Consider the following 18,967-nt stretch of genomic DNA (forward strand, 5'->3'; position numbering starts at 1 on the left):
CTCTCATGCACCCAATGGCCGACCGGTTTGAAAATTCACTTGCCCCCAAGAATAAAGCTTCAATTGAATTTTTGAACAGATGCCACTTTTGAACTTTTGAAAAACTTAAAAAATTATTCTTTTTTGATTAGAAAGATTGGAAATTAATACTCGTTAAATTTCAACTCTATGAAAAATTGAAAATGGTATTTCCGACCTTCTGTTTTTTAACAATCCTCGCCCTTATTTCCGTTTCAGAATGCAAGGTCATTATAGAGCTTTCAAAATGTTGTTTTCTTTTAAAAACTTCCGGTATTTCTTGTTAAAACCCCGAACAGTAAAAAACGGGAAGAATGTTTTGTGCAAAAATCGGGATTGGTGCAAAAATCGGGATTTCTAAATGGAAAAGTTTCCAATCGGCAAATAACCCGCGTTATCATCAATTCTACTTCCTGAAACGGGCGCGCATCCCCATTCACCGGCTCCGCGCTTTCGCCATTTTATGCCACTATAATACTGTTCTATTTGCCATATTGTCTTCGGTTTTTCTCACGAGAAAGCGCTCATAAGACGAAGCTGCGACTTCATCAAAGTTTAAAAAAACGGTTGAGCATGGAAATTCTGACGAAGAATAAAGATTTCACGATATAAAATTTTAAAACCCTGCCTGTGTTGAGGAAAATTTACCAGAAGTCCGCGCTATTCGGCACATATTTAGCTCGGCGTTTTTGCAAGAGTCGTGATATTTTTTAAAAACAAGCGCAATCAGGGTGAAACAATGTCCCAACCGATCAAGACTTCAAAGACAGACAAAAATTCAAAGGCCGCAGAAATTTCAAAGGCCGCAGAAACTTCAAAATCCGCAGAAACTTCAAGGGCCGCAGAAACTTCAAGGGCCGCGACCGGTCTGAAAGCAGAAAAACAATCAACGCCGGTCAATAGATCAATATCCGATTTGAACCGCCATCCGGTTCTGGGCATAGATCATGTGTTCATATTGGCAAGCGAACTTGAAAAAAACGCTGATCGCTTCCGCCGTTTGGGATTCACTTTGTCACCCCGCGGTGTTCATAGCAAAGAACGAGGAACAGCCAATTATACCGTGATGTTTGCGGAAGATTATTTTGAACTTTTAGGCATCGTCGAAGAAACTCCGGCCAATCGCGACAAGAAATATAACCTTGAAACATATGGCGAAGGACTTTACGCCATAGCCGGACGTATCGCGAATGCAGTTAACGCGAAAAAAAGTCTTGCCGAATTGGGTTTCGATGTGACGGATGTGCAAAGTTTTTCCAGACCGCTAAAGCTGCCTGATGGAAAAACAGGGAGAGCCGCATTTTCGACAATTGCTTTCGAGCAAAACGAAGTGCCCAATGGGCAAGTGTTCATGTGTGAACAAAAGACCCGCGATATGGTTTGGCGTTCTGAATTGATGACACACAAGAACAGCGCCATCGGCCTTAAATCGGTTACTTTACTTGCCTCTGAACCGGAAGAGATTGCACAACGCTATGCACGTCTTTTCAGAGACGGAAGCGTAAAGAAGGAGGCTCGCGAATTTATCGTTACAACCGGAAAAAATTCAGCCACCATTCGTGTCCTGACAGAGGAAACCTATAAACGCCTTTTTCCGTCCTTCAAGGTGGAAAAAGTTGCACGCCACGCTTATGCCGGACTGTCTATTTATGTAAAAGATATTGGCACGGCCAAACATGTGCTTGAAGAAAACGGAATCACATTTCAACAGGAAAATAACAAAAATATTGTTATCGCACCCGATCATGCAGCCGGTACGGTTTTGGAATTTGTTGAAAAACACCGCGCAGACTAAATCCTTCCCAAACAGATTTTACAAATGCTGCTTTATCGCGCCGTGAAATAGCCTGTTTTCCACAGCGAGTCGGAGGAGATTTCCTGGCGGCTCGGGAAATTTTTTCCTTTTTCCGCTTTTAAAAAAGTGATTTCAAGGTTGTAAGGGGCGGTTTTTGTGCCGGACACATGGCACAAATGCCGTTTCTACCAGCCTTTCCGTGTCAATTCCGAAGACAAAACCGCTTGACAAGGATTACAAAATATTTAAGTTGATTAAAAATATCATGTATTTTCCGGTTATCCCTGAACGCATGGATTTCAACCGTGGGCTTAAGGTAACTTTTAAAAAACATGGATTGAACCTGAGTTGTTTTATCTGGTTGGAGCAAAACTGACAGAGCTTCATTGTTAAAGGCAAAAGGGCAAAGGCTTTTTGTTTTGCGCTTTGTTTTGAAACACGGGAGTCGTCGCACTTGGCTTTCAAGGAGTCACACTTTTGAACGAGAGCCACCTTCGGGAAGGACAGAATGTCCGATAGTGGTTCGGGATTGAAATGATGAATAAACGGGTTGATTGGTCATTCCGGCAATTCAACTATGAAAAAACCGGAATGAGGAATAACAGTTTTGCTTTCTTGAACGATAGGACAGTTCGGGCTTGAAACAATCACCCTTCGAGCTTTCGAGTTGTAGCGTATAAATGACCAATTTAGAGATAGACGAACCCAATAATCTGCCGCTGTGGTTGGGGGCAACCATTTTCGTTCTCGCCGTTTATGCAGGATTAGGCTATTGGGCAAGTACAATGCGTGGCGACCCGAATGTTGTAAGGGGTGGTGCAGAAGGCATCATGCTGGAATTTGCCGAAGAAGCAACGGCTCCCGATGTAGAAACGATTTCCGAAGTTATCAAAGAAGAAATGGTTCAAGATCAGGAAGAAGAAAAAGAAGAGCCGAAGCAGGAAGAGGAAAAGCCGCAACCGGAGCCTGAACCACAAAAATCGGAAATGGTTGAAGAGGTTAAGAAACCCGAACCGAAAAAAGAAGTCAAAAAACCGAAAGTGGAAGCCCGTAAAGTAGAGCCGAAAAAAGATGTCAAAAGGGGTGATGTAACGCAAAAAGCATCGGGGCCGGAAATTGTTGCAAAAAGAGGCCCGACCTATGCAGCCCCGACAACAAACCGTGTGTTTGGCGGTAATGGCAGACTTGTTTCATCGTGGCAAAACAAAGTTCAACGCCGTATTGCGCTGATTGCTGCGCGCACAAAAAAACCTACAACCAACAGTCGTTCGACAACCTATGTCACTTTTAACTTTGACCAGAAGGGCAATATTACAAGCGCACACACGTCGCGTTCATCTGGCGATGCGACAATTGATGATCTGGCACTGCAAATTGTCAAGAAATCAAGTCCTATCCCGACCCCGCCTGAAGGTTGGAACAGTTCTTTGACTGTGCCGGTCGAGGTACGTTGACTTGTGTCCCGTCCGGTTCAGCGGCTTTCCCGTGAATTGCTTTTCTCGAATGATATGGAAAGCCGAGCCCCTGGCAAAAAGAAAGAAATCAAGTCCTATCCCGACCCCGCCTGAAGGTTGGAACAGTTCTTTGACTGTGCCGGTCGAGGTACGTTGACTTGTGTCCCGTCCGGTTCAGCGGCTTTCCCGTGAATTGCTTTTCTCGAATGATATGGAAAGCCGAGCCCCTGGCAAAAAGAAAGAAATCAAGTCCTATCCCGACCCCGCCTGAAGGTTGGAACAGTTCTTTGACTGTGCCGGTCGAGGTACGTTGACTTGTGCCCCGTCCGGTTCAGCGGCTTTCCCGTGAATTGCTTTTATCGAATGAATGGAAAGCCGATGCTCTGGCAAAAAGAAAGAAATCAAGTCCTATCCCGACCCAGCCTAAGAGTTGGAACAGTTCTTTGACTGTGCCGGTCGAGATACGTTGACTTGTGCCCCGTCCGGTTCAGCGGTTTTCCCGTGAATTGCTTTTATCGAATGATATGGAAAGCCGATGCTCTGGCAAAAAGAAGGAAATCAAGTCCTATCCTGACCCAGCCTAAGAGTTGGAACAGTTCTTTGACTGTGCCGGTCGAGATACGTTGACTTGTGTCCCGTCCGGTTCAGCGGCTTTCCCGTGAATTGCTTTTCTCGAATGAATGGAAAGCCGATGCTCTGGCAAAAAGTTGGCGAATTTTGCACATGATAGCAAACGAAATTTCTTTGTTTAACGGTCGATCAATAGTGCCAAATTTTGCGCTATCGGGTTGGGAATTTCCTCTATAATAGAATTTCCGGCTTTCCCTCGTCATAACCCGTTTTTTGAAATCTGCCGTTTTGTTGGCTCAACTTGCTTTGAACATTAACCGGAGAAGCAATATAGACGGCCTTCACTCTACCCTGAGCTTTACCCTGCGCTTTATCATGCGCTTTATCCTGAGCTTTACCCTGCGTTTTATTTTTAACTTTATAACGAGTGCGAGCTTCTTATAAGAAATGCCCGCAGCTTCAATTGAAGCCACTCAAGCTTCAGGCAATGTGCAAAAATCAAAAACACAAACCTCATTGCTTGAAAGAGCATGAACTTTTAATGGAATATTCAGGGCTTCACCCCGTTTTTTCATTATCAAATACGAAACTTGTTTACGACTTTCATGATTGACTTGACGCATGAATTTTTAGCGCCCGCATTTATTTCTCTCCACTTTTTGCCAACAGTCGAGTTTCAGTTTTCGGCGCCCATTCTTTTTTAAAATGAAATATGTTCATTCGCGCCTATTAAAATAGGTTCATTCGTGCCTATTTTGCCACCGACGACGGTAATGGAGCTTGCCAACCACCACTAAAGTTTCTTCAGGCTTTCGGAAAACTTCCCCGCAGTTCCGTTTGTTCGATTCTGCTTTTAATTTTTATGATAGGTCTCGCTCACCGGCTTTACTTTATTAACTCGCTCACCGAATTATCATTAATGAGCGCGGCCCCCTGCTTATCATTGATCGTCATACTCGCCCGCTTAACCGCTTGCGAAGGCGTTATTTTGATCGTGAATGGCTAAACTTTTGTTTTCGTGTCTCTCCGTTTTCACCAAGATTTGTTTATCCTTCGATAAATTTCAGATATTCATTCGCCATTAGGTATTCATTCGGCGCGTTCATATCTGTTTTCTGGCGTTTCCGCTTTTCCGATTTTTGTCCTACCTTTATCGTATTGATATATCGGCCTTTTTATTCTGTGCGAGCGCTCCGCACGGACCCGATTTTCGCGCTTGTTTCTACAGATTTATTATGTTCCTAACGGTTTTCTCCAATTTTGCTTTTCTACCGCTATTGTATTCAATTTTCGTCTTCCATTAGATGTTATTATCACTTATAGTATTACGCCACTTCGGTCAGGAGAACTGGTTCATGTCTCAGGTTCGTTCATTTTTGCTTACCGGTCGAGATTATTGAACACAGTTCCAAATAAAAATATTTTTTTAACTTGGGGTTTATTCGTTTTACTTATTTATAATTATTATAAATTTAATTCAATAAATAAAAATTGATATAAAAATAGTGTTTACAAATTTTTACAATATTATAATAAATTGTTTCTTTGAAAATTACACTTCAAAACTTCAACTGGGAAGAGGATATAATGGATCTGATTTCGCGCGTACAGCGTCTACCACTGGGGCGTTTTCATTACAGATTATTGCTGGTAACCGGTTTAGGCTGGATGTTCGATGCTATGGATACCGGCCTTATCGCATTTATCATGCCGCGTTTATCGCAAAGCTGGCAGTTGGCAGCGCCGGAAAAGGCGTGGGTTGTCAGTATAGGATTTGTCGGAATGGCCATCGGTGCCGTATTGGCCGGTGGCATAGCCGACCGAATTGGTCGAAAGACAGTTTTTGCAGCAACACTTGTTGTTTATAGTATTGCGACCGCCTTATGCGGTCTTGCACCCGATCTGACATGGCTACTGGTGTTCCGGTTCGTTGTCGGCTTCGGTCTCGGCGGGCAATTGCCGGTTGCGGTCAGTCTCGTCAGTGAATATGTTCCGGCACGCGTACGGGGACGCTTCATCGTTTTGTTGGAAAGTTTCTGGGGGGTGGGCTGGCTGTTGGCTGCGCTTATCGCCTTTTTTGTTATCCCGTCTTACGGTTGGCAAATAGCCTTCATCATTTGCGGCATACCGGCACTCTATGTGTTCTATATCTGGCGCAAAATTCCCGAATCCATTCCCTATCTCATTAATCGCGGGCGCATTGAGGAAGCTCATAAAATCGTATGCCAACTCGAAAAAGAAGCAGGCATTCCGGTGGTGGAAAAAATCGAAGTCGCCCCCGTTGCCGAAAAGCACAACGTCTCTTTCACGCAATTGTGGTCAAGCGGTCTTGCCAGACGCACGATCATGCTATGGCTCATATGGTTCGGCATTGTCTATTCCTATTACGGTATTTTCACATGGCTCCCCAGCCTTTTGGAACAACACGGCTTCAGCATAGTCAAATCATCCAAATACACATTGATCCTTATTCTGGCACAGCTTCCCGGCTATATGGCAGCAGCCTGGTTGATTGAAAAACTCGGTCGCAAGGCTACTTTGTCCGGCTTTATCGCTGCTTGTGCAATATGCGCTTATTTCTTCGGACAGGCGTCATCGGATGGCCTCATCATTTTGTGGGGCTGCTTGTTGTCGTTTTTCAACCTCGGTGCGTGGGGTGTTCTATATTCATATACGCCCGAACAATATCCGGCCAATATCCGCGCTTTCGGTTCCGGTTGGGCTTCCGCCATCGGCCGGATTGGCGGCATTGTTGCCCCGATGGTCGTCACCCACATGATGACAGCAGGTGCAGCCGCATTTTCCAGTGTGTTCATAATGTTCACCGGAGTACTCATTGCGGTTGCGATTGTCATCATCGTTTTAGGGGAAGAAACGCGAGGCCGCACACTCGAATCCATCAGCCGGTAATCCGGCTGTTACTGGAACCGGTAGCCAAGCTGTCACCGAAACCGGTCGTGCGGCTCTTCGGTTAAGAACATTTTTTAATCCGGTTTAAAAAAAACGGGCAATAATATAAGCGGAACAACAACATGCTTCCGCTTTGTTGCCCGTTTTTCTTGTCCTTTTTTCTTGCCCGTTTTTTCTTGCCCGTTTTTCTTATCCGTTTTTCTTATCCGTTTTTTCTGGCTCGGTTTTTATGGTTCGGTTTTTTCTGTCGGTTTTTCTTGCCTGCACATCCACCCGAAATTCACGCTTCATCTCTCAAAGGCATTAACAGCGCTTCAATTTATCTTTGCCCCTCGCCCGTGCTTCTGTTTCCCCCACACATTTTCATTATCCTTTAGAACCTCTTCAACCATTCACTAACCTGATTTCCCCCTGTTTTATTCGTTGCCGGTTCTTTCGCTTCAATCGTCCATTCCCGCCTTGTTTATTCATTCCCTCTTCCTTTTTCGCCATTGTCTCTTTCTTATTGTAGGTCTTTCGCTTTGCATCAGGCTGAAAACCAATTTTCCCTTCCCCTGCCCCATCATATTTCCCCTGCCCCATCATTTCCATTTGTCCGAAGCCTATATTGTGCTTGTTAAAACGGTTTTTTCCTTTCCTTCAGGCCATATATTTTCCTTTCACCGGACGGCTTAAAACACGATACAGAGAAACAAAGACAATATGAGCGTTAAAGAACAGCCGGCGGCAAGAACGTAAAACCGGCGTTTCAAATAAATCTTTTCAACGATTAAGCTTGAATCGGGTTTGAGCTGAAACACCGGTGAAACACCAATTTTTTGATGCGAAAATGATCGAGGAAAGCTCGCTTCACAAAGGTAGAAACGGAAAATAAATTCGGGTTCACCATCCATTAAAGTTCAAGCGTAAAAAAACCATAACCCGTTTTTGACGGGTTATGGAACCAATTCAACGTGTCTCAAAAAAAGCGTTAATCAGAACGCTTGCCGATAAAGTTCGAGTGCATCGGCTTCTGTCACCTCGACGGGATTGTTGACAAGCAATCTTGTTTGCTTCATGGCGTCGTTTGCCAGCAATGCCAAACTGTTATCTGTCACGCCCACTTCCTTTAAATGGCGTGGTGCACCGGTTTCCCTCATCAATTTTTCCATGAATTCGACAAAAGCTTTGGAGCGTTCTATTTCAGTGCCTTTTGCATGAGTACCAACAACATCACCAAGCTCCGCATAAAGATGGGCAGCCGCTTTCATATTAAACCGTAAAACCGGACCGAGCATGAGTGCATTGGTAAGGCCATGCGGCAAATGGTAATGGCCACCCAACGGATAGGCCAAAGCATGAACTGCGCCGACCGGCGAATTTGCAAAAGCCTGCCCGGCCAGATTTGCTCCAAGCAGCATTGCCTGACGAGCTTCTTTATTATGTCCGTCATTGCAAGCAGTTACGATATTTGCCGACAACAATCTTAGTGCTTCGCGGGCAAAAGCATCGGAAAGCGGGTTCTTTTTCAATTTTCCGGTATAGGCTTCAATAGCATGAACCATCGCGTCGATACCGGTAGCAGCGGTTTGCAATTTTGGCAGACCGACTGTCAATTCGCCATCCAGAAGAACTCTATCGGCATAAAGCTGATTGGCAACAACACCCATCTTGGTTGTTTCGCCGGTTGTCAAAATCGTAATATTGGTAGATTCCGAACCGGTACCGGACGTCGTCGGTATCTGAATAAGTGGCAAACGGCTACCCTTTACTTTGCCAATGCCATAAAGATCCTGCAATTTCTGATCCGAACGGATAAGCACAGCCGAGAGCTTGGCAACGTCCATAGATGATCCGCCACCCAAACCGATAACAATGTTAATTCCTGCCGCTTTTGCTTTTTCTACGCATTCAAGCACAATATTTTCCGGCGGATCGGCAACCACTTTGTCAAACACAGCAACTTTGAAACCGGCCTTTTCCAAAGATAACTTCGGTTTTTCAAGAAGGCCTGCTTTATGAAGACTGCCATCGGTGACAATAAGCACCTTCCGCTCTTCATAATATTGTTCAACAAATTCTCCCAATTGCTGCGCACCGCCCCACTTGACGGTGATTGACGGCACGGCGTCAAAAGTGAACTCTTGCATATTCCCTCCTCTTCCATCTTCAAGATGGTGTTGAAACTTGTTTTTTCAGCTTTAGCCGCAAGTTTAAACTTGCGGCTTTTTCATCGGCTTTATCACTTCTCCTGAACACAGGCGACGATCATCAAAGAGCACTGCATATGTATTTGACTTCCAGATATTCTTCTATGCCGTATTTTGACCCTTCACGTCCGAGGCCCGACTGTTTGACACCACCAAAGGGAGCGACTTCGTTGGAAATCAAACCGGTATTATGGCCGACCATTCCATATTCGAGAGCTTCGCTTACCCTGACCGCACGGCTGAAATCGCGGGTATAAAAATAGGCGGCAAGACCAAAAATTGTATCATTCGCCATATTGATGGCTTCATCTTCCGTTTTGAATTTGAACAAAGGTGCAACCGGTCCGAACGTTTCTTCATGGGCAAAGCGCATATCCTGCGTAACTCCGGTTACAATTGCAGGTTCTATAAAAAGGCCACCAAGTCTTTTACCACCACAAACAAGCTTACCGCCTTTCTTTACAGCGTCGGCAATGTGCGCCTCAACTTTGTCCAAGGCACTTTCTTCAATCATTGGCCCTATATCGGTATCGGATTTGCGTCCGTCTCCAATTTTCAAAGCTTTGACTGCCTGTTCAAGTTTTTTGGTAAAGGCGTCATAAATGCCTTCCTGAACAAGAAGACGGTTGGCACAAACACAGGTTTGTCCGGCATTGCGATATTTCGATGCAATTGCTCCTTTAACCGCTTCATCAAGATCCGCATCATCAAATACTATGAAAGGTGCATTACCGCCTAGTTCCAGCGAAATACGCTTGATCGTCGGTGCACATTCGGCCATGAGTGTCCGCCCGACTTCTGTCGAACCGGTAAAGGACAGTTTTCGTACCACATTGCTATCTGTCAACACTTTACCGATCGTCGAAGATTTACCCGTAATAATTTGCAAAACTCCAGCAGGTATCCCTGCACGATTTGCAAGTTCGCCCAATGCAAGCGCGGTGAGCGGCGTTAAACTTGCAGGCCGCACAATCATCGTGCAACCCGCAGCAAGTGCAGGCGCAGCCTTGCGCGTAATCATGGCCGCAGGAAAATTCCACGGTGTAATTGCAGCGGTTACACCGACAGGCTGTTTGATAACGGTAATACGTTGTTTCGCCTGGGGCGAGGGAATGGTATCGCCATAAGTGCGCTTGGCCTCTTCTGCGAACCATTCTACAAAGGAAGCAGCATAGATGATTTCGCCGCGCGCTTCTTTTAGCGGCTTACCCTGTTCGCTGGTCATAATCATTGCAAGATCATCTGCATTGGCAATCATAAGATCAAACCATTTGCGCAAAATCTTCGATCGTTCGGAAGCGGTCTTCACACGCCATTGTTCAAGTGCAGCATTTGAAGCCTCGATGACTTTGTCAACTTCCGAAGCCGAAAGTGAAGGGACACTTCCAACGGCTGTACCATCTGCGGGATTGGTAACGGCAATTGTTTCATTACTTTTTGCAGAAAGCCATTTGCCATCAATCAGGCATTTGTCTTTCAAAAGACCATTATCCGATAATTTCATTCTTATTCCTCCTGAATCCGTCGGCTCGCGGCTCCCCTCGCATATTGTCAAGCTTTTGACGAAAAAGCCAAGCCGTTAAAAAACTATGGCTGTTTAAAAACTATGGCCATTTTAAAGTTATGGTATGGGTATTTTTGATAAAGAGCAAGGACGGTGCTGTTCAATAGATCGTTTGTATAACGATAATTTCACCGCATTCCACAGAATGATCGCCATCGCGTTATCATCTTGCGGCATCCGCAAATTCCCGATCTTGTTATCAAAACTGCTAAAAGCGTCCGCGCCGAAAAATATGAACAATAGAACAGCTTTAAAACGCGGTTTTAACCGCTGAAGCGGGAAACTTTATTATTGCCGAATTGATTGTCGTTGCCGGTTTTGACTGAGCCCCATATTTCTGCGCCATTTTTCTTTCCAGAACATTCTGAAAGAAAGCAAGTTTTGTTTTTCCGTTGGAATGCCCGTCTTCACGCTCTGTCGATAACGAAAATACGAAAATTTTCTCGCGACGGATATATTTTTTTAAAAAATCCGGTTCCGATTGCCTATAGCAAATGCCGGGGACATTGAAAATCCGGTGAAATTCAATGAGGCTATATCGAACATCAAAACAAACGGATTTCCGGTTATCATTTCCGCAAAATCACTCCGGATTTAAAATTTGTTTGATGGCAACTTCAAACATGAAAATCTAAAAAAGCGCGAGTCTAATGAATTTAGACATCGCGCTTTTTTATAAACTGACCCCGAAATTTAAAAAAGAATTTGCGGCTTTAAATGAAATGCACCGCAACGGAAAAGGGGCAAACACTAAAGACTCATTTTACAGGAATTTTCGGTTTCCAACCGCGCCCGTAACCGAAAGACATGGCACAGGCAGCAACTTCAACTTGGCGGATGAGCATTTGACGCTCGTCCAAAAGCCTTGAAATCAAGGTTTTAACATCACCATTATAATCTGCAATCAGATGGTCAATTTCATCTTGTTGATAGTCTTTTTGTCTAACTTCACTCACTTCTTCTCACTCCTTTTGCAGGAATGTGATGTTCCCATCAGGTAGCAGAGTCAAGGATTTCGACTTCAAATCTGAAGAGAGTCACCGGCTTTTATAATCGGAGTTTTAGAGGCCGGTTTTTCAAATATTTTTGCTTGGCACACTATCGGTCAACGCAGACAAATTCCGGTTCGCCTGAATTAAGCCCCTTTTACAAAAGTTCGGGAGAAAATGCCCGACAAACAAATATTCTTGCCACTTTGGACAAATACCACAGAGCGATATAGACGTTGAAATTCTGTTATAAACCAGCCATATCGACAAACAAACGCCCGGACAATGCCCCAAGAGGCAAAGGAGCGCTGTATTGCCGACTTCTTAATTATGCCGTTCGAGATGTTTTTTTTAAAACCACTCCCCGACGACACTTTATTCTATTCTTCGTTTTCCACTTATAAGTAGTCACTAAAACATGCGCCACAACTCCCATGCATGTAGTGAAAATAATTCAAGTGATAAATGTTTTTTATAAAAACGGTTTTCTGCAAAAGCTCATGTCAAATACTGCAAAACCGCGCGACCGGCTACAGTGGCGCAAGCAAAACGCTTGCCACTGGCAAATTATAAAAACAGGGTAAAATATGAATCTCTGTCTACCCGCCTTATAAATAAGACAATAAAAACAAGATATTATAGGGATAAACGGAAAGTGGTGGGCCCGGAGGGACTCGAACCCCCAACCAAGCGGTTATGAGCCGCCGGCTCTAACCAATTGAGCTACAGGCCCCACGGAAGCCCCGCAATAACCTAAAATTTTCGTCAGCACAAGTGCCCCCATGTCAACTTATTCACCTTTTTGAAAAATTTAGCGCTTCAAGCTTTTATCTTGCCCCTGAAACTCTATCTAAAAGACAGAGACTTATTGAAAATGAGGAGTAAATGACAGTGTCCCGTATTTTCCCCCGCAACGCCAAAATAATTGCTGCTTGTGCTACCTTTTTGTGTGTCACTTCGCCGCTTGCTCTTCATGCGCAAAATGTGAATAAAACAGAACCTGTCATTGTTGTTCAGGCAAGCGGAGACGAACAGGCAAAACCCGATATCGCCATTATCAATCTGGCTGTCGAGACCGAAGGGGAAACCGCCGATTCTGCATTGAGTGCCAATAATGGAACAATGAACAAGGTTCTTGATGCTTTCAAGAAAGATGGGATCGAAAATGCCGATCTGATGACTTCGGGGCTTTCTATTTACCGTGTCGAGGAACAAGAAAAAAACAAAAAGGCAAATACACCTCTTTACCGTGTTTCCAATAGTTTGAGCGTGCGTGTGCGCGATATAAACAGGGCCGGCAAGATTTTTGATGAAGCGATGAAGTTGGGTGTCAATTCTGTAAACGGTATTACGTTTACCAATGCCGATACAAAGCCTTACCTGACAAATGCAAGGAAAAAAGCTGTCGCGGAAGCCATAGCCAAGGCCAAAACTTTGGCTGAAAGCGCAAATGTGAAACTTGGAAACGTCATTACCATTGCTGAAGATAATTCAGGCAATATGATGATGCCCCGTCTTATGAGTGCAAGTGCCACAGCATATCGGAATGAAACAAATTTTTCTTCCGGTGAACTTGATTACAAAGTCAATGTGACAATGACATTTGCTATCGAACAATAATGAGAACTGCTTCCGGTGCTGCTATTCGTTGGTTAGCTTCCGGCATAGCATTTATCGGGAAAACGGCCATAGGTTTAGTCTGTGGCTTGGTCTCGCCGGTCAATTTGGTAAGATGTTTGCAAGCGAGAGACTATGAAGCATGAGACTATGAGCACACCAATCTTACCGGACAGGAACACGCGTCACTTATGAAGCACACCATAAAGAGGAGTGGCATTCAAGCCCAAATAAACTTTCAAGGATTTTTCTTTCCTTAAAAATTCGCAGAAGTTCTCGGATAAAGGGGGGGTATTCTCATAAGGCTTCAATTGGGTCGATTTGGGAAAGCTTCGGTTTTTGACACGAAAATTCTGTCACATTTGATTTGTCACGGCCTTAACAAATGCTCACTGTAACTTCCGATTGTTGCCGTTTATCTGGAAACACGATTTTACATTATATCTCCCGCGTTTCTTCAAAATACCTATTCCAACAGGCAAACGGAACAAGTGTCTCAAAATCCTTGAACGTCAGCCGTTAATCGGGCCGATGATGTAATCAAGATAATCTTCGTCCGAGATAAGGTCGTCTTCATGAGCGAGAATTTTATCGCGAGCGGAAATATGGGCTTGGTGCACGCTTTCCCGATTATGCGAAACAAGGTGATGCCATGACGGCAGGTCTTTTCCTTCATCAACCAGCTTATAGGCGCAAGTTTCCGGTAACCAGCGCACCGAGCGCACCATTTCGATGTCAAGATAAAGGCAATCGGGAACAATGGACTTGCGATTTTGATAATCACTACATTGGCAGGTTTTCGCGTCAAGCAAACGGCAAGCGACAGCGGTGACAAAAATTTCGCCGCTATCTTCATCTTCCAGCTTTTGCAAACAACACAGCCCGCAACCATCGCAGAGACTTTCCCATTCTTCAGGAGTCATTTGCTCCAACGATTTCGTTTTATAGAATGGAAGATTGTCCATGCTCAATTCTTTCATCCGGCTTTCGTTCAAAGCTTGTTGCCGTAACAGGCCGGAAACGGTGCGGGCTTTTCGGTTCACGACAAATGCGCGCTGTTGCAAATACCGAAAACCGGCTATTATTCAAAAATACGCTCGCCCTGCTCGTCAATAATCTGGCGGCCTTTGATATGAATCATGGCGATGGCATCATCGAGATTGGTAAAACGGTCGGCACGGATGAAGCGGTAGCTCTTGGTCTCGCCATTGACGGTTTTTGAAATAACGCCACAACTCTGGAGCTGGCCTTCATTTTTGTAAGGCGTCGCGGAAATGATAAAGCCTTTATATTCTGTCTGGCCGCCGTCGATTTCTGCGTTTTCAGTTGAAGCGCGTGGAGATTTGCCAAAAAGCCTCTGCAAAAATGACATGGTTTGTCCTTGCTTGAAAAACGAAAAGGCGCGAAACCGCAAGATTTCGCGCCTTTTGCATAAATCTTATGAATCGAGAAAACTTCTCAACTTGCGTGAACGGCTCGGATGTTTGAGCTTGCGCAATGCTTTTGCTTCGATCTGGCGGATACGTTCACGGGTAACCGAAAACTGTTGTCCGACCTCTTCTAAAGTATGATCTGTATTCATGCCGATACCGAAACGCATACGCAAAACGCGTTCCTCACGAGGGGTGAGAGAGGCAAGAACACGTGTGGTCGTATCGCGCAAATTCGCCTGAATGGCTGCATCAATTGGCAATAGCGCATTCTTGTCTTCGATAAAATCGCCCAAATGTGAATCTTCTTCGTCACCAACGGGCGTTTCAAGAGAAATCGGCTCTTTGGCAATTTTCAGAACCTTGCGCACTTTTTCAAGTGGCATAGCGAGTTTTTCCGACAATTCTTCCGGTGTTGGTTCACGCCCGATTTCATGCAACATCTGGCGTGAAGTGCGCACGATTTTGTTGATCGTTTCGATCATATGAACCGGAATACGGATTGTACGAGCCTGATCGGCAATCGAACGGGTAATGGCCTGACGGATCCACCATGTTGCATAAGTGGAAAATTTGTAACCACGGCGATATTCAAATTTATCGACAGCTTTCATCAAGCCGATATTGCCTTCCTGAATAAGGTCAAGAAATTGCAAACCGCGATTGGTATATTTCTTGGCAATCGAAATAACGAGACGCAAATTGGCTTCCACCATTTCCTTTTTGGCAATAGCAGCTTCGCGCTCGCCCTTCTGGACCTGATTGACAATACGGCGAAATTCGCCGATCGAAATTGCTGTTTCTTGCGCCAACATCTGAATTTCGCTGCGCAATTCCTGAATGGTTTTGGCTTCCCTTGTGGCAAATTCCTTCCAGCCATGACCGGGCAATGTGGAAATATAATTAACCCAATCGGCATCCATTTCACGCCCCTGATATTGTTTCAGGAATTCTTCGTGGCGTACGCCGTAAGAATCGGCAAGGCGCTTCAGCTTGCCTTCGCTTTTTACCAAACGTTTGTTGATGTCATAGAGCTGTTCAACCAGCGCTTCGATACGGTTCTGGTTAAGCGACAATGATTTGACAGCTTTGACCAGATCATCCTTGAGCTGTTTGTATTTTTTCTTTTGCGCAGGAGACAGCGCGCCTTCATCATGGTCGGCGAGACTGCTTTCAACATGCTGATCCTGCAATTTACGCAATTTTACATAAGTATCGGCGATGAAGTCCAAAGTTTCCATAACTTGGGGACGAAGTTCGTTTTCCATCGCTGCAAGCGACAGATTGTTTTCGTCGTCATCCTCGTCATCTTCATCCGGCTCGATGGTTTCCCCGCCAACATCGGTTATATCATCGTCATCGTGAGCCACACGCTTGGGAGCTTCTTCCTTGGGCTTCAAGTCTTCGATATGTTCGATGACCGGTGCCTGTCTTGCTTCAGGTCCTGCATAAGTGGTTTCAAGGTCGATAATCTCGCGTAAGAGAATGCGTTGTTCATTGAGTTCTTCACGCCAGATAATAAGCGCCTGAAAAGTAAGCGGGCTTTCGCACAAGCCAGCAATCATTGTCTCGCGACCGGCCTCGATACGTTTGGCTATCGCTATTTCGCCTTCGCGAGAAAGAAGTTCGACAGCACCCATTTCACGCAAATACATGCGAACCGGATCATCTGTCCGGTCGTTCTGGTCACGTTTTGATGTTGTTGCAAGCGCCCGACCGCCAGCTTCCACCAGTTCGCCGCCTTCGGATGTTTCTTCCTCTTCGGAACCGGATTCGGCTTCGGCCTCTTCGTCGTCTTCCACAACATTGATACCCATGTCAGACAACATGGCCATTGTGTCTTCGATCTGCTCGGAAGTTACCTCTTCTGAAGGAAGAACAGCGTTCAATTCGTCCATTGTCACAAAACCGCGTTTTTTCGCAGCCTTGATCATTTTCTTTACGACATCATCGGACAGATCCAAAAGAGGACCATCGCCGCTAACCTCGCGCTCGGTCTCTGCATTTTCTGTCTGTTTTACCTTTGTTGCCATTCCGTGTTAACTCCGCTCGGTCACATCGCACATTCAAGAATTGTGTTTTGCAACTTTCTACTCATTCTTCACTTACAGCCGTTATCTCTGGCCAACTTGCCCGCAAATTCGGCGGCCTATCTTTCAATTGAAAAACTTTTAAAGCCGCCATTTTTTTAAAAAAGATTAATGTAGGAGATTTTCTTTTCAAGAGATTGCAAAAATCCTGCCTGATTTTTCTTCAACACCGATCTTCCAGAAATGTTCCAAAATACCATAGCACTTGCACCCGTGCCATATCGTCATTAAAAGATAAGTTCCCCGCCTCATTAACCTCACTCTGATACTCTAAACAGATATTTTTCCAGCCTATTATAGCACAACTGGGCTTTCGTGGCTGATTCGCGGACAAAAAGCGAATCATTTATTATTTTTCCGACTCATTCTGTTCTGATTCGTCTTCTTTCCATCGTCCAAAACCATCAATCAAAGCTTCGACAGCTTCGGTTTTTTCAAGTTCTGATTTTACATCACCGAGCAGGGAAAACATCCCGCTATCCGATTTTTCCAATAATTCGGCTTCGATGTCTCGTAACCTCTTATGTAGGTTATGCGCGCGCAGATGCAAGTAGACAGCCTGCTTTAAGGCTTCTCTGGCATCTTCGATAGGTGCTTCGGCAAAAGCGCAGCGGAAGCCGAGCTTCTTCAATACATCGTGGATCTGGCCAAGAATTTGCCCCTGACCTTTTTGTTTCAAAAGCTTCATCATCGCATCGGCATCATCAGGCTGCCACTCGCCCATAATTTCAAGCATTGCACGATGAAGGCCGATTAAAGCAGGATTTTGCAATTCAAGCTTGGCCAAGGTTTCAAAGTCTTCATACCAGAGTTCGGGATGGGAAGCCAAAGTCATCAGAATCGCCGCTTCCCTGAGCGGAATGAAACTTGCCGAATTTTTGACAAGATTGGAATTGGCCAAACTTGCACTTGGCCCGCCGCCAATAGTGTTCAAGTTCCGGTTACCACGATAATTCTTGCCATTATTTTTGAAAAAAGCAGGGCGAAACAGATTGCGCAAACGTTCACGCAAGTCCTGCAAATAATAATGACGTAAACTTTCATCCTTGATCGTGAAAATGACCGACTTGATCTCCCGCTCGAGAGCCGCGCGCGCTTCCGGTGTTTCAAATGTTTGGCCGAACGTGTATCTGCGCCACAACAATTCGGAAAGCGGGATGGTTTTTGATAGCTCGACTTTCAAACTGTCTGCCCCGCCCGCCTTTACAATATCATCGGGGTCTTTGCCATCGGGGGGCAGAATAAAACGGGCAGAAACACCGGCTTTCAAAACCGGCAAAATGCGTTCTGCGGCGCGAAAAGCCGCGTGGATACCTGCCTCGTCACCATCAAAACAGAAGACCGGATCGGGTGTCATGCGCCATAAAAGCGCTATCTGGTCTTCGGTCAAAGCTGTGCCAAGCGGGGCGACGGCCGTGTCAATTCCGGCCTTTGCCATGGCAATCACATCCATATAACCTTCGACAACATAGACAGGCTTTGCGCTTTCTTGCGCTTTCGGCTGTGCAGCCTTTCGGGCAGTGGCGGCATTATAAAGCATTTTACCTTTATGGAAGAGCACCGTTTCCGGACTATTCAAATATTTTGCCCGTACATTCTTGTCCATTGCCCGCCCGCCGAAAGCGACAATGCGTCCACGCAAATCGGCAATAGGAAACATGATGCGGTTTCTGAACCGGTCATAAGGTGGCGTGTTATCTTCACCAGCAACAACCAGCCCGCAATCTTCCATCTGTTTTAATGAAATATCCCTGGCAATGAGTGCATCCTTCAAGGCATTGCGCGAATCCGGCGAAAAACCGATATGAAAACGATCAATCATTGCTTGCGGCATTTGCCGCCCTTCAAGATAGCTACGGGCGAGGCTTCCCTCCTGCGATTTCAACTTGCTTTGGAAAAAGGCAGACGCAATATTCATGACATCATAAAGATCTTTTTTGATCTTTTCCTGTCGCTCGGTGTCCTTGTCGCGCACCGGCATTTGAACACCGGCCTGATTGGCAAGCCGCTCGACCGCTTCCGGAAAAGGAATGCCATCAATCTCGGTGACAAAAGTAAAAATATCACCGCTCGCTCCGCAGCCGAAACAATGGTAACGGCCTTTTCGGTCTTCGCAATGGAAGCTTGGTGTTTTTTCACCATGGAAAGGACAACAACCCCAAAAATCGCCGCGCGAAACATTGCTTTTTTTAGGGTCAAAATTCACCCTTTGGCCTACCACGGTTGAAATTGGCAGGCGCGCACGTATCTCGTCGAGAAAATCGGGTGAAAAACGCATTACTTCTCGTAGTCTCCGGTTCCGGTTTTATTAATTTAACCATTCTTGCAGCCGAATCCAACA

Annotated in this window: 12 protein-coding genes and 1 tRNA gene; 4 read left to right on the forward strand and 9 right to left on the reverse strand. The window is 45.2% G+C overall.

What is annotated here, in order from left to right; translation table 11 throughout:
* The first annotated feature begins 757 nt into the window (after nt 1-757).
* From GQS64_RS09145 to GQS64_RS09155, 3 genes are all read left to right on the forward strand, one after another.
* Nucleotides 758-1,813 carry a VOC family protein gene (locus tag GQS64_RS09145; RefSeq protein WP_198231370.1) on the forward strand — a complete coding sequence of 352 codons (1,056 nt, stop codon included), beginning with the start codon at nt 758-760 and terminating at the stop codon, nt 1,811-1,813.
* 680 nt (nt 1,814-2,493) lie between these two features.
* On the forward strand, nt 2,494-3,267 hold the full coding sequence (locus GQS64_RS09150) for a TonB family protein (protein ID WP_077992876.1): 774 nt from the start codon (nt 2,494-2,496) through the stop codon (nt 3,265-3,267).
* Nucleotides 3,268-5,424: 2,157 nt separating this feature from the next.
* On the forward strand, nt 5,425-6,747 hold the full coding sequence (locus tag GQS64_RS09155; RefSeq protein ID WP_198231371.1) for an MFS transporter: 1,323 nt from the start codon (nt 5,425-5,427) through the stop codon (nt 6,745-6,747).
* Nucleotides 6,748-7,131: 384 nt separating this feature from the next.
* On the opposite strand, the gene GQS64_RS09160 is transcribed toward GQS64_RS09155, so the two are convergent.
* The 5 genes from GQS64_RS09160 to GQS64_RS09180 all read right to left on the reverse strand — a co-directional run bounded on the left by GQS64_RS09160 (nt 7,132) and on the right by GQS64_RS09180 (nt 12,222).
* Nucleotides 7,132-7,338, reverse strand: coding sequence for a hypothetical protein (locus GQS64_RS09160; RefSeq protein WP_198231372.1), 207 nt, complete (start codon nt 7,336-7,338; stop codon nt 7,132-7,134).
* A gap of 383 nt (nt 7,339-7,721) precedes the next feature.
* Nucleotides 7,722-8,876, reverse strand: coding sequence for an iron-containing alcohol dehydrogenase (locus tag GQS64_RS09165; protein WP_077992885.1), 1,155 nt, complete (start codon nt 8,874-8,876; stop codon nt 7,722-7,724).
* 121 nt (nt 8,877-8,997) lie between these two features.
* Entirely contained in the window at nt 8,998-10,440 is a 1,443-nt protein-coding gene (locus GQS64_RS09170; RefSeq protein ID WP_198231373.1) for an NAD-dependent succinate-semialdehyde dehydrogenase, read from the reverse strand.
* An 818-nt stretch (nt 10,441-11,258) separates the two neighbouring features.
* Nucleotides 11,259-11,456 (reverse strand): hypothetical protein, encoded by a 198-nt coding sequence (locus GQS64_RS09175; protein ID WP_077992888.1) that lies wholly within the window; start codon nt 11,454-11,456, stop codon nt 11,259-11,261.
* Between the two features lie 689 nt (nt 11,457-12,145).
* Nucleotides 12,146-12,222: transfer RNA gene (locus GQS64_RS09180), tRNA-Ile, on the reverse strand.
* 152 nt (nt 12,223-12,374) lie between these two features.
* Here GQS64_RS09180 and GQS64_RS09185 point away from each other — a divergent pair.
* Nucleotides 12,375-13,109: an SIMPL domain-containing protein gene (locus GQS64_RS09185; protein WP_198231374.1), complete on the forward strand. Its 735-nt coding sequence runs from the start codon at nt 12,375-12,377 to the stop codon at nt 13,107-13,109.
* Nucleotides 13,110-13,618: 509 nt separating this feature from the next.
* On the opposite strand, the gene GQS64_RS09190 is transcribed toward GQS64_RS09185, so the two are convergent.
* From GQS64_RS09190 to dnaG, 4 genes are all read right to left on the reverse strand, one after another.
* Nucleotides 13,619-14,086 carry a YcgN family cysteine cluster protein gene (locus GQS64_RS09190; RefSeq protein ID WP_369805258.1) on the reverse strand — a complete coding sequence of 156 codons (468 nt, stop codon included), beginning with the start codon at nt 14,084-14,086 and terminating at the stop codon, nt 13,619-13,621.
* 101 nt (nt 14,087-14,187) lie between these two features.
* Nucleotides 14,188-14,478, reverse strand: coding sequence for an HlyU family transcriptional regulator (locus GQS64_RS09195; protein WP_198231375.1), 291 nt, complete (start codon nt 14,476-14,478; stop codon nt 14,188-14,190).
* 66 nt (nt 14,479-14,544) lie between these two features.
* A complete protein-coding gene (rpoD, locus tag GQS64_RS09200; RefSeq protein ID WP_077992891.1) occupies nt 14,545-16,569 on the reverse strand; it encodes an RNA polymerase sigma factor RpoD in 2,025 nt (674 codons plus the stop codon).
* Between the two features lie 406 nt (nt 16,570-16,975).
* Nucleotides 16,976-18,904, reverse strand: a complete 1,929-nt coding sequence (gene dnaG, locus GQS64_RS09205; protein WP_198231376.1) for a DNA primase — start codon at nt 18,902-18,904, stop codon at nt 16,976-16,978.
* Between the last annotated feature and the right edge of the window lie 63 nt (nt 18,905-18,967).

It is taken from the genome of Bartonella sp. P0282 (assembly GCF_048452985.1).
Classification (GTDB): Bacteria; Pseudomonadota; Alphaproteobacteria; order Rhizobiales; family Rhizobiaceae; genus Bartonella; species Bartonella choladocola.